The sequence below is a fragment of the Methylobacillus methanolivorans genome (genome assembly GCF_044751345.1).
Classification (GTDB): domain Bacteria; phylum Pseudomonadota; class Gammaproteobacteria; order Burkholderiales; family Methylophilaceae; genus Methylobacillus; species Methylobacillus methanolivorans.
This window is the reverse complement of the sequence record NZ_JBIWXY010000001.1, coordinates 198,944-212,415: the sequence shown is the minus strand read 5'-3', so window position 1 is coordinate 212,415 and position 13,472 is coordinate 198,944. Positions and strand designations below refer to the sequence as shown.

Sequence of the window (13,472 nt, the reverse complement as noted above, 5' to 3'; positions counted from 1 at the left end):
CAACCGCATGAACTAGCTACGATTGTGCATGATGCGGCTTTAGCCACGGTGTAATCAACAGCATGATGATCGCCATTACGACCAATAACCAGCTTGCCAGATGAAAATCCTGTGTCAGGTCACGCAGGAAGCCTACCGATAATGGCCCTAGCGCCGCGATCAAGTAACCTATCGTCAGCACAAAAGCATTCCAGGCATTTGCCTCATCCACGCTGTGAGTGTTATCCAGCGGCAAAGTCATGCCCAGGGTAAAGGCTCCGCCCAGGCCAAAAGCACACAGGGCGATACTGATGAAAGGAGACCACGTAGGTACGATCGCCATCAATAACAAGCCGATCACTGCCAGGATTGCACAAGCGGCAAGCAGGCTGCGCCTGTCTGTCGATTTGCTGATAGCGCCGAGAATGGGATTGGACACCATGAAGACCGTCGTAAATGTTGCCAGGATAAAGCCAGCCACAGCAGGCGTAGTGCCATATTCAATGTACATCGGTGCCGTCCATGAAAGTATGGCATAAAACAGGAAATTATCCGCGGCAAAAAATAACGCTACCAGCCAAGCAGTGCGGTTTCCCCAAGGTAAACGGCTTGGCTGCCCCGCGGTCGATACACCGCCTTTCTCCAATCTGGCTATCCACAGCCAGCAAAGCAGGCCAATAACGGCACATATACTCCACATGCCAGCGCCCATGCGCCAGCCAGTGTCAGCATGCATGGCAACAGGACCAGAGATCGCCGCAGACACGGTGCTGCCAAAAGAAAGTGCGGTAGCGTAAATACCCATGACCATGGCCGCCTTGTGCGGGAAGTTCCCCTTGATATAGCCCGCAATCAAGGCGCCTGCTATCGCGATCCCCGCGCCCACTCCAGCAGTGGTTAACAGCAGCATCTCGACGTTGTAGGCAAAAGCACGCGCAGCAATCGCCACACAAAGTAACAGCAATGCCGCAAGCAACACCGGATCGCGGCCATAACGCCTTGCCAGCCATGGCGTAGGCAAGGCCAACAATCCCATTAATACATCAGGAATCGCCGTTAATAACGATGCCACAGTGTGCGATAGCTGAAACTCATCAATGATATCGGGCAGCAGTGGGCCCATGGAGACTATCCCAGGGCGTAAGGCAACCGCCACCAGAATAATGGCCACTATCGCAAAAGTAACGGGAACGCGGGAAGCAACTGGCCTCGTCGAGGCTAGAGATGAAGCAGCAGAGGATATAGCCATAACCAGACGACGCTCATACCAGAAAGGATGAGATCAATATAGTCTGGTAGCGATTCACTCACCATACGTCATCTTGCGTAAAGCAATACAGGCTTCGCGCAAGATGAGGTTAGGAGTTATTGCAAATCAGGGCTTTTTCAGGCCCGGAAGCAAGGCAATCATCGCACAGGGGGTATAAGACTCATTACTGGCAATGCCATCGCTGATGAGTTTCTTGATGACAGGGTCGGCATTGATTTTATCTGCCACCTGCTGGATAGCAAGATCATATGTCGCCTGCACCGCTTTGCCAGGCAGGATATCCAGGTCACCGCTATAGCGCGATTCCCCGGTGTAGCTGGCAATTGCCTTGCCACTGCCAGTGTAGACAGTAGCGTTGATAGTGCCGTAGAAGTTACGCATATGCGGGTTATAGAACATCTTGGGCTTGACCCAGAGCAGCACATTGCCTGTCACGCCAGCATCACACATAACGGTTTCACCAAGCTTGGCGCTGAGTGTTTTTGTCAGCACTGGCTCAATGAGCGGCCCCTGCGCAAACCAATAGTCCTTCATGAAATGCCAGAGCTTGATCTCGTTGGTATATTCATACGGGCTGATGTATACCACGACTTTGCTGCTAGGTTGTGGCGCCTCGGCATGGGCAATCGCAGATGCCAACAAGGTTGCCAGGCCCAGAACACTTTTCTTCATTACATTGCTCCTCACACGTTTATTGCTTGTTATAGCTGATACGATACACCAAACCCGCTCTGTCATCCGAGACATATAGCGCGCCATCCGGCCCCACGATCACATCCACGGGGCGGCCCCAGGCAATGTTCTTTGTTTGCCAACCAGTCACAAAATCTTCCACTGCCACCGGTTTATTCTCCTTGAAGCGGATACGCACCAGTTTGTAGCCATACGGTTCCACCCGGTTCCAAGAGCCATGCAGTGCGACAATCGCATCCTGCTTGTATTCAGTGGGGAATTTGGCCTGATCAAGAAAAGTAATGCCTATCGGCGTGGAGTGCGCGCGCAAGGTGATGGCCGGCGGCTGCATGTTATCGCAGAAACCAGGCTTGCCGGGGAAGTTGGGGTCTGTGAAACGGTTGCCCCAGCAATGCGGCCAGCCATAATGCTTGCCCGGCTCAATCTTGTTGATATGCTCGGGTGGCAGCTCATCGTTCATGGCACCGCCCTTGGTTTCAGAGCGCATATCTGCGCCGTTGTTGGTGGCATAGAAATCACCGGTGCCGGGTTGCCATGCCAAGCCTTGAGAATTACGTAAGCCACTGGCCCAGACAGCACTCCTGGCACCGCTCACGCTACCATCCGGTGCGCCAGCAGGCTTGCCATCCAGCGTATAGCGCAATATGGTGGCCCGCTGTGGATCTTGCTCCACGCAAACATTACAACTGGAACCAACATTCATATAGAGGTGATTGTCCGGCCCCAGCTTGATCGTCTTGAGCGTGTGGCCACCGCTGGGTAGATGGCTAATAAAGGGGATCAGCTTGGCAGCAGCTTGCTTACTATCTTGCGCCCGCTCCACCCGCACCACGCCATCCTGATTCGCCACCAGCATGGTATTGCCAACAAACACCAGGCTATTCGGCGCATTCAAGCCTTCCACTACTGGCACTACATCATCGGCCACACCGTCCCGGTTGCGGTCTGGCAGCATATACACGGTGTTGTCTACACTGCTGGCTAGATAAAGATGGCCATCCGGCCCGAACGCCATAAACCGTGGCCCACGGAAATAATCACCCTTGGCTGGGTTAAGCTTAGCAAAAGTCGTGATCTTGAACCCTGGCGGTAAAGTCAGGCTAGAAGCAATGTCGTCAGGCGTTTTACTCACCGCAGCCACAGTGGTACATGCCATTAAGGCCGCACTGGCCGCGAGCACTGGTAATCCGCTGATGAACGATTTTTTCACTCTATCCCCCATATCTGCACAACTGTGATCAACAAGGATTACGAGCTTGTTACCAAGCTTAGGTTCCCACCGCACCATGAAAAATGCCGGAACATGTCCGGCATTTAATTGATCACTTCCACAACAAGGCCATGCCTGACATGGCTTTGCTATGGTGACATGACGCTATATCAGTGGCACTTCTCTTCCTGGCAGCCATCATTCTTGGCACCAGCAGCCTCAAGAAACTCAACCATATCAGTACGGCCCTCATCCTTCAGGGCGCGGATGATGGAAACATTGCCACGCAACTTGGCGTTGACGTCAGCACCATGGTCGATCAAGTACTTCACCACTTCCTTATTGCCTTGATAAGCCGCCAAGTGCAGGGCTGTCATCTTGGTGATGGGGTGCTTGTAGTTCACATCGGCACCATTCTCGACAAAGAACTTGACCGTTTTTAATTGGCCCTTGTTGGCGGCGATTTCCAGGCCGGTCCAGGCGAAGAATAACTCATTGACCGTGTAGGGATTATTGAAGTATTTCTTCACCACCTTCATGTCACCCTTGCCAATGGCATCGGTATATTCCACCTGTGGATCCTCGGCGTGAGAAACCACTGCCCAACCCAACACCAATGTTGCCAGGATGACTTTCAACATCTTTTTCATGCTACTTCTCCATAGTAATCATCATTAATTTCAAGTGTGCTTATTATTGTTTAAGATCGTCAGGAAGGATGCGCAAGCGCATCCTTCCCTGTTCACCCCAACGCACATCTTGCGTTCGCTGTTGACCGCTTAGCCGATAAACTTCCTAGCATTACGGAACATACGAATCCACGGCCCATCCTCACCCCAGCCATCAGGGTGCCATGAATGCTGCACTGCGCGGAAAACCCGCTCCGGATGAGGCATCATAATACTGAAACGTCCATCAGCGGTAGTCAGGCCGGTAATCCCTTGCGGTGAACCATTCGGGTTGAATGGGTAAATCTCGGTAGGTGCGCCACTATGATCAACATAACGCAAGGTTACCAAGCCTTCGGCTTGAGCACGCTGCTGGGTCGCTACATCGGCAAAATCAGCATAGCCTTCACCATGAGCCACGGCAATCGGCATGCGGCTTCCAGCCATGCCATTGAAGAACAATGAAGGCGACTCCATCACCTCCACCATCGCCACGCGCGCCTCGAACTGCTCGGAGCGATTACGCACGAAATGTGGCCAGTTTTCGGCACCAGGGATAATGCTGTGCAGGTTGCTCATCATCTGGCAACCATTGCAGATGCCCAAAGCAAATGAATCCAGGCGCTGGAAGAATGCAGAGAACTCCTCACGCGCACGCGGGTTGAACAGGATAGACTTGGCCCATCCCTCGCCCGCCCCTAGTACGTCGCCATACGAGAAACCACCACAAGCGACGAAACCAGCAAAATCCTTCAGGCTGATACGACCACTGATGATGTCGCTCATGTGCACGTCGTGCGCCTGGAAACCAGCGCGGTCAAATGCCGCCGCCATTTCCACCTGACCATTGACGCCCTGCTCGCGCAGGATTGCCATCTTGGGCTTGACACCAATGGCAATATAAGGTGCGGCAATGTTGTCAGCCGGGTCAAAACTCAGCTTGGCATGCAGGCCTGCATCCTTTTCATCGAGGATGCGGTCATATTCCTGCTGCGCGCATTGCGGGTTATCACGCAACTTCTGCATCTGGTAAGTGGTTTCAGACCAGGCACGATGCAGGGCAACACGACTTTCGGCAAATACCACGCGGCCATCCTGGTGAATGCGGATATTGCCATGTGTCGCTGGTGTGCCGATCACGTGCACCAGGCCAGACAACTGCGGCTTGAGCTCTGCCACAATCGCATCGGCTTCAGCAGCACGCACTTGCAACACCGCGCCCAGCTCTTCGTTGTAAAGTGCAGCCACGGCATCTTCGCCCAAGCTAGTGATATCAATATCCAGGCCACAACGTCCGGCAAACGCCATTTCTACCACGGTAGAGAACAGGCCACCGTCGGAGCGGTCATGGTAGGCCAGCAGCTTGCCTTCACGATTGAGTTTTTGCACAGCATCAAAGAAAGCCTTGAGGCTAGCAGCATCGTCCACATCCGGTGCAACATTGCCAACCGCGCCATACACCTGCGCCAGCGCGGAACCGCCCATGCGGTTCTTGCCTGCGCCCAGGTCGATCAACAACAACTTGCTGTCACCCAGATCAGTACGCAATTGCGGGGTAAGTGTCTTACGTGCATCTGGCGTCGGCGCAAAAGCAGTCACCACCAGGGAAATGGGTGAGGTCACAGCCTTTTTCTCACCGCCCTCTTCCCACACGGTCTTCATGGACATGGAGTCCTTGCCCACCGGGATGCTGATACCCAGCGCAGGACACAACTCCATCCCTACGGCCTTAACGGTATCAAACAATGCCGCATCCTCGCCTGGATGCCCGGCTGGGGCCATCCAGTTGGCAGAAAGCTTAAGCTCGGCGATGTCATCAATCAGGCTGGCAGCGATATTGGTGATGGATTCACCAATCGCCATGCGGCCCGATGCCGGGCCATCAATCAGTGCCAACGGCGCTTTTTCGCCAATCGCAAACGCTTCGCCACGATAGGTTTCATAGCCAGCCAGTGTCACGGCCACATCGGCCACCGGCACTTGCCATGGGCCTACCATCTGGTCACGGGCGATCAGGCCAGTCACGCTACGGTCACCAATGGTGATGAGGAAAGTCTTATCTGCAACACCAGGCAAGCGCAACACGCGCTGTGCGGCTTGTTGCAAATCAATGGCTGCATGATCAAATGCGGGTAGTTCACGGCTGACATGCTGCACATCACGCGTCATCTTGGGTGGCTTGCCCAACAACACGGAAAGATCCATATCCACCGGCTTGTTATCAAAATGGCTATCAGCGACAGTCAAATGCCTTTCCTCAGTCGCTTCACCCACCACGGCAAACGGGCAACGCTCGCGCTCACATATCTCAGCAAACAAAGGCAAGTCTTCCTTGCGCACTGCCATCACGTAGCGCTCTTGCGCCTCGTTACTCCAGATTTCGCGCGGGGCCATGCCTGGCTCCTCGTTATGCACATCACGCAACTGGAACTTGGCGCCTACGCCGGCATCATTCACCAGCTCAGGGAATGCGTTGGAAATGCCACCAGCACCTACATCATGAATACTCAGGATCGGGTTGTTGTCACCCAATTGCCAGCAACGGTCAATCACCTCTTGCGCACGGCGCTCCAATTCGGGGTTGCCGCGCTGCACAGAATCAAAATCCAGGTTTTCGGTGTTCGCACCTGTATCCATACTGGAAGCTGCACCACCACCAAGGCCAATCAACATGGCAGGGCCACCCAATTGAATCAGCGCCGCACCAGGCGGAATAGGATTCTTCTTGGAATGCTTGGCCGAGATATTGCCCACACCGCCCGCCAGCATGATGGGCTTGTGATAGCCACGGACCTCATCAGCGGCCTCAATTTCCAATGTGCGGAAATACCCCGCAATATTCGGGCGGCCAAATTCATTGTTATAGGCAGCGCCACCCAGCGGGCCATCCACCATGATCTGCAATGGCGAGGCAATGCGCGCAGGCTTGCCATGATCTTGCTCCCAGGGTTGCGTGAACCCTGGAATATTGAGGTTAGAGACAGAAAAACCAGTCAGGCCAGCCTTGGGCTTGGAACCAGAACCTGTCGCGCCTTCATCACGGATTTCACCACCCGCCCCTGTTGCCGCCCCGGCAAAAGGAGAAATCGCCGTGGGGTGGTTATGCGTTTCCACCTTCATGAGGAAGTGCATATCTTCTTCCACAAAACCATATTGGCCATCGGCTTGCGGGTAAAAGCGCTTGGTCTTGCCACCTTCCACGATAGAAGCATTATCGGCATAAGCCACCACCGTCTTGCCGGGGTTGAGCTTGTGCGTATTGCGGATCATGCCAAACAGGGATTGCGCCTGGGCGACGCCATCAATCACCCAATCCGCATTGAAAATCTTGTGTCTACAGTGCTCGGAGTTGGCTTGGGCAAACATCATCAGCTCAACATCGGTCGGATTACGACCCATGCGCTGGAAATTCTCCACCAGGTAATCCACCTCATCTGGCGAGAGCGCCAGGCCCATATCAGCATTGGCCGCATCCAGCGCGGCCTTGCCACCAGCCAGGATACCCACCGAAGAAAGAGGTGCTGGCTCTGCGGTGTGATAAAGCTTTTGCGCATCTTGCAAATCAGCAAACACCGCTTCTGTCATGCGGTCATGAATCAAGGGGCGCAGCGCCAACCGCTCTGCATCCGTCAGTGGGCTGCCATCAGCAGTCGCTGCATAAAACGCAATACCCCGCTCTAGGCGCTGGATAGATCCAATGCCACAGTGCCGCGCAATATCTGTCGCGCGAGAAGACCACGGCGAAATCGTGCCAGGACGCGGCACCACCAAGAACAACTCACCAGATGGAGCCTCCTCGCTCAGGCGCGGCCCATAGGTGAGAATCTGCTTCAACACCCCTTGTTGTTCATCGCTCAATGCCTGATCAGACCAGGCAAAATGCCAGAACTCCGCATACAAATGCGTCACACGCGGCGCTGCACTGTTAAGCGCAGCCAGGATTTTCTCAATACGGAACGGGGATAAAGCGGCACTGCCACGAAGACTGATCATTGGGCTGGACATGAAGAAATTCAAAGTGTTGGCAAAAGCTGAATTTTACCAGATTATGCCCAGCCTTAGCGCTCTGAGGATTAAGGAAAATCCGCCTCCCACCACCATCAGCCACAACATGCTTAACTCCCATAGCAAAAGGAGAAAGAACATGCCTGGCAGAATCAGTAGCCAATGCTCGACTCACATTACTCCAAGCCACCGCTGCCGAAAACCAACTTCACTGGAGTAAAATCCTGCGCACCACCAAACCTCAGACTGCATCCAATCACACGATCATCAAGAACAATATGGACACCCCACAAAAACTCAGTCCCACCACTATTTTCTTGCACTGGATCATTGCGCTGACCATGATCGCATTGACAACCATAGGCTTCTACATGGCACTCGATCACATATATGCACTATATGATTGGCATAAGGCCTTGGGCGTCATCATCTTTGCATTCATCCTGGTGCGCGTGTGGTGGCGCATCAAGAATCGCTGGCCAGTGCCAGTGCGGCAATATCCGCCGCTTGAACATCGATTGGCGCATATCATGCATTGGGTCTTGATCATCAGCACTGTGTTGATGCCCATCTCAGGCATGATGATGTCCGGCATTGGCGGCCATGGCATTCACATCTTCGGCTGGAGCCTGGTGCCTGAAAACCTCGACCCCACCACAGGTGAAGCCATTGCCTTCAACCTCACCTTAAGCCAGCTTGGTGAAGAAACCCACGAAATCCTGGGCTACATCTTCGCCGTTGCTATCGTGCTCCATGCCGTTGGCGCAATCAAACACCACATCATCGACAAAGACCGCACCCTGCGCCGCATGATAGGGCATTAACCGCTTGCCACCACAAGTGACAGACTGGCTCTTAAACCTGTCACAACCAAGCAAACCCGAGCATTAACAACCCTAACTCCACAAGCAACAACAGCACAAACATCGTAGACATCAACAACAGCGCCCACCTCTCTTGCACGAACCAATAGCGCACCCAATGCTTCCACCATCGCATCTTCCAATTCTTGAACATAGTGGCGCTACTTTTGGGGGTCGAATTCGTAACTCAAGCTTATCCAAGCTGCTCGTGGCGCACCTGGCGCAAGGAAATTAGTCATCAACCAATCATTGGAATTGTGGTTGTAACCGCTAGGGCCAATAGCTCCGTTAATGGAAGGGGAGAAGGGGTTTCTTCCCAGGCGGCCAGCAGTAAAGTATTCCCGGTCAAAAATATTGTTTACGCGTAATCCCAGCGTCCATTCTGAATTTAGCCTATAGCTTGTTTGCAGATTGAAGACCACGTATCCAGGTGTGGTTCCTGGGTTGGTTGTGGGGCGTCGTGCTATCTGGGTCAATGCACCATTGGAGCCCCTTACGGTGTCATAGAGCGTGACACCGGTTTCATGCTCGTTATTTTCGTTGCCACGCACATAAGCAAAGGAATGAGCAACGGCAGTCATGCCTATTTGCCATGCGGAGGTGATTTGGTAGCTGACGCTGGCATTCAAGTTATGCAAGGGGACACCTGGCATGCGGTCGCCAGGATTGACACGAATGCGACGGCTGTAGTCTCGGTTCCCAAAAAACTCTTCCACTGAACTACTATTGTCGTTGGCAGGCATCCAGAAACTATTCTGGAAAGTTGCCTCTGTTAGGGCGTAGTTGAGTTTGAATTTCCATTTGTCAAAGGCTGCGGCAATCCCTGCTTCCAGACCCTGGCGTTTTGTGTCGCCAACCGTGTCAAAGAAATTCCTGTTGCCAGGGTAACCAATCATATAGATATCGTCTTTGAGATCTGTGCGATATGCACCCACATTCCATTCAATGTAATCTCCCCATCTGCCTCTCATGCCGATATCCAGTGTTTGCGCCCTGATTTGGGGTAAATAAGGGTCGCCTGACAGGGTAGTCGGCAAGGAGCACGCGCGATTTTGGGCCAGGCTTCTTGGAACAAATATCGGGTTGCCACCTGTATCAGTACCCATCGCAACAGGGGTGCTATCAAACGCGCATCCCAGTTCAACTACAGAGGGAACACGGGTACCTTGGGCCCAATTGCTATAAACATTCAATTTAGGATTGACTTGCCAAGTGCCACCGAGGGATGGATTCAATGAGTGGTAGCTGAATTTCTCTTTTTCTGGGGGATGTAGAAGATTAGATGCATCTGGTAATACGTAACCAGTGGGGCATTCTTCACCAGGACGGCAGGTATCAAAATAATCGGGGAAGGCTTCGAGTTGGGATAGATTGAAAACAAAGGATCCATAAGTTCTTGAAGCAATCTTATTTTTGCCTCGGGTGTTGTTGTAACGCAAAGCGCCAGTGACATGAACCGTATCAACCGGACTCCAAGTTTCACTGGCGTAAATACTCTTGGTAACCTGATGACCTTTGAAATTACTATTGCTCACTTCACCACTAGCAGCGTAGTACTGATCTCTGATTTCATTTGGAGCTAGATAAGCTTCACGATCTTCATCTAGCATTCCAAACATTTGTCCACTCTTGTAGTTTGCGGAAGGCATGTCGATGGACGCGCCCACCATGAATTTATGTTTGTCGTAATTCCAGTTGAACTGGATGGAGCCACCATCTGTAACCTGATTGATGCTGGTATCGGTGATGATGGCGGTTGGGGTGCCTTCGACTACACCAGTGCCGGTGCCATTGTATGCTGCGCCATCAACCGTCTGCACACCGCCTTGAGGGCCGGGAACTTCCAGATTGGTGCCTACATCCCCCTGGCATACATCGCCATTGGTAGGTGGGCGTATCAATAACAAATGTAGGGTTGCATCGGCGGAGTAGTAATAGAAATTAGTCATCGCACCGGTAAAGACACTGGCTGGATCGCTATCCTTAATGGAGCTGAGTGCGCCTTGTGTGGCGTAGACGTAAGACGGATCACCATTTGAATATGGCGTGGCTTCACCATTCGGGAGGGTAGGCAGACCCGATGCACCCGGGGTGAATATCTGCGTCTGTTGGAAATTCTTCTGTCTTAAGAAGTCATTCTGCGCTCTGGCAACAAAGTCTGGGTCTGTCAGTGTCTTGTTCAATGAGCCAGAAGATAGACTAGCGTAGGCATCTTCCAATGTTGGAGCAGTCAGGAAGTTGAACAGGTCTGCATTGAAACCACTTGAAGATGGATCGAACAAATCTGGATTTGAGAGATCCCCATTGGGAATATCGATCACATGGTAATCAGGCAAGTTGTAAGGATTTGTCGTGGTAAACAAGCATGTATATTGCTCGTTAGGATTGAGATTGCGCCTTACGACGGCACCTTCCCATTCAGTGAAAACATCCGCCCCTTTCTGCTGTCGTTTGCTATTGCGTCGATAGGCTTGTGCGGTGATGGTAAAGTTGTCGCTGACAAAATAGCTTCCTGAAAGCTGGAACTGCCACAGCCGGTTGTCAGTGGTATCCGGGGATGTGAATACGCCATCACGATTCTGCTTGTACATCTCGCTAGGTAATAAACCATTCCCTACAAGGTCGTTCCATGCAACCAATGAGCTTAGGTTGAGATCTAGCTTGTCAGCGCGGTAACTTCCCTTGGTAAATACTTGATTGACCTTGCTGGGGGAGTTCTCCCTCCAGCCATCCTCAAGGAAGATATTTGCCGCTGCAAAACCGGCTACAGTTCCATTGTTCCACCCGCCTGTGGCCTGAAGTTGGCGGCGACCAAATGAGCCGGTGAGTATTTCCGCATCTACGCCAGGATTGTTGAAGCCATCCTTGGTTTTCATGGACAATGCGCCCCCCAGAGTACCTAGGCCGAAAACCGGATTGGAACCAGGAAAAACATCGAAACTGGACAAAGCATTCAGTGGTACCAAGTCCCAGTTGACCACATCACCAAACGGTTCATTGACGCGGATGCCGTCAAAGAAAACCGAGAGGCCTTGTGGTGTCCCAATTTGGGGGCCTGCCGTAAAACCACGGTATTGCACATCCATCTGGAAGGGGTTGCCCTGATAGTCATTGACATTCACTGACTGCAGCTTGGAGTTCATGAGGTCGGTAATACTTAATGAGTGGGCTTCCTTGATGTCTTTGGCAGTGAGACTTTGGACGTTGCCGGGAATTTGTTCCTTAGTCAGGCCTAAGCCTGGCAAGGGGCCAATTTCATAAAAGCGCTTAGCACGGACTTCAATCGCATCAACATGCTGAAAATCTATTGAAGCTTTCTCTCCAGGCAGTTTGTCTTCGATTTTTGGTGTTGCCTTTTGCAGTTGATAGCGGCCATCTTTATCTTGCACGGCTTCCAGGCCTGTGCCTTTGAGGATGGTGTCGAAGCCTTCCTTGATGGTGTAAGGGCCGCGGAGTACGGAGCTTCGTTTACCTTGGGTGAGTTTGGGGTCAAAGCCTAGCAATACACCAGATTGGGCGGCGTATCCGGGCAGGGTGTCGCTGAGATCACCAGCGGGGATGTCATAAATTTTCTGGGGAATCTTTTTGTTGAGTTCTGCCGCGAGGCTAGTAACGCTACCCCATAGCATGAGGCTGATGCCCAATGCTATCACCCTTGCTTGCCTGGATTGCCGGTGTGGCTTGTGATCACTTCGATGGTTCATTTTCTCTCCCGTGTATGCAGCAAATCGTGTTGTTTTGCTGCTATGCCGAACGAGAATGAAAATCCGGAAAGCAAAATGAAAAAAATTTCTAGTGATCGAGCATCAAGCTGGTACGAGTGTGACCCAAAATCTGGTGAAGCGCTCTGCCGTCACAGGCAAGGTACGCTCGAGTGTCTGCAAGACAGACTCCATATCCTGGGTAGGAAAAGAGCCTGATATTTGCAGGTTGGCAACGGCGGGATCACAGCGCAAGACGCCTGTCTTGTAGCGTGCGAGTTCTTGAGTAAAGTCATCCAGGCGCATGGCATAGGCAACAACAAGACCATTGATCCAGGCCATATCTGTAGGCCGTGCCGAGAGCTTCTCTGCGAGTGTGTGATCGTTGAATATGATGGATTCGCCCGCATTGAGTCGCATGGGTTCGCCGCGCTGATGATGAGGCTTGATCGCGACGGCACCATCAAATACGGTAACTTTGGTCTGGTGCGATAAATCCCGCACGCTGAAACGTGTGCCCAATGCAGTCGCACTGCCATGGCGAGTCTCTACCCTGAAAGGACGGTAAGTGGTGGCCACCTCCTGCGCGGTTTCAATATAAATCTCACCCTGGATCAGCTCGATTACGCGCTCGGTGGCCGAGTAGCGCACATTGACAGCACTATCGGTATTCAAGTGCAGGCTGGTGCCATCGTCCAGTGCAATCTGGGTATGCTCACCCACCTTGGTACTGGCATCCGCCAGCATGCCGCGCCAGGGTTGCTCGCGATAAGCATATAGCCCGGTAGCGCTAGCCGTCAGGAACAAGGCAAGGTGCTTGATGATACGTCGGCGATCAGCCACTGGCGGCAATTGCAGCGTTGCCATGCCGACCTCGGCAGGCACTTGGCCAAAGTGCTGGGTGACACGCTCCAGCTGTTGCCAGGCGCTTTGGTGTGCTGGATCGGCATCCAGCCAGGTGCGCCAGGCTTGCTGCGTTTCTGTAGAACGCTCGCCTGATGCCAGCCTGGCATACCACTCACTGGCAGCACGCATCGCTGGGGTAGGCTTGATTATGCGATCATCCATGGCAAGTGATCAGGT

8 protein-coding genes are annotated in these 13,472 nt (G+C 52.7%); 1 reads left to right on the top strand and 7 read right to left on the bottom strand.

What is annotated here, in order from left to right; genetic code table 11:
• Positions 1–16: 16 nt before the first annotated feature.
• The 5 genes from ACIKP9_RS01070 to purL form a co-directional block, all read right to left on the bottom strand.
• The gene (locus ACIKP9_RS01070; RefSeq protein WP_400878144.1) at positions 17–1,102 is read right to left on the bottom strand and encodes an MFS transporter; all 1,086 of its coding nucleotides are present in this window, start codon (positions 1,100–1,102) and stop codon (positions 17–19) included.
• Between the two features lie 252 nt (positions 1,103–1,354).
• Positions 1,355–1,921 (bottom strand): hypothetical protein, encoded by a 567-nt coding sequence (locus ACIKP9_RS01065; RefSeq protein WP_400878141.1) that lies wholly within the window; start codon positions 1,919–1,921, stop codon positions 1,355–1,357.
• 19 nt (positions 1,922–1,940) lie between these two features.
• Complete coding sequence (locus ACIKP9_RS01060; RefSeq protein WP_400878138.1) at positions 1,941–3,152, bottom strand: PQQ-dependent sugar dehydrogenase; 1,212 nt, start codon at positions 3,150–3,152, stop codon at positions 1,941–1,943.
• A gap of 170 nt (positions 3,153–3,322) precedes the next feature.
• A complete protein-coding gene (locus ACIKP9_RS01055; RefSeq protein ID WP_400878135.1) occupies positions 3,323–3,802 on the bottom strand; it encodes an ankyrin repeat domain-containing protein in 480 nt (159 codons plus the stop codon).
• Positions 3,803–3,931: 129 nt separating this feature from the next.
• On the bottom strand, positions 3,932–7,825 hold the full coding sequence (purL, locus tag ACIKP9_RS01050) for a phosphoribosylformylglycinamidine synthase (RefSeq protein ID WP_400878133.1): 3,894 nt from the start codon (positions 7,823–7,825) through the stop codon (positions 3,932–3,934).
• Positions 7,826–8,103: 278 nt separating this feature from the next.
• On the opposite strand from purL, the gene ACIKP9_RS01045 reads away from it, so the two are divergent.
• Positions 8,104–8,649 carry a cytochrome b gene (locus ACIKP9_RS01045; RefSeq protein ID WP_400878130.1) on the top strand — a complete coding sequence of 182 codons (546 nt, stop codon included), beginning with the start codon at positions 8,104–8,106 and terminating at the stop codon, positions 8,647–8,649.
• A gap of 200 nt (positions 8,650–8,849) precedes the next feature.
• Here ACIKP9_RS01045 and ACIKP9_RS01040 read toward each other — a convergent pair whose 3' ends face one another.
• Positions 8,850–12,392: a TonB-dependent receptor domain-containing protein gene (locus ACIKP9_RS01040; protein ID WP_400878128.1), complete on the bottom strand. Its 3,543-nt coding sequence runs from the start codon at positions 12,390–12,392 to the stop codon at positions 8,850–8,852.
• 102 nt (positions 12,393–12,494) lie between these two features.
• Complete coding sequence (locus ACIKP9_RS01035) at positions 12,495–13,457, bottom strand: FecR domain-containing protein (RefSeq protein WP_400878125.1); 963 nt, start codon at positions 13,455–13,457, stop codon at positions 12,495–12,497.
• Between the last annotated feature and the right edge of the window lie 15 nt (positions 13,458–13,472).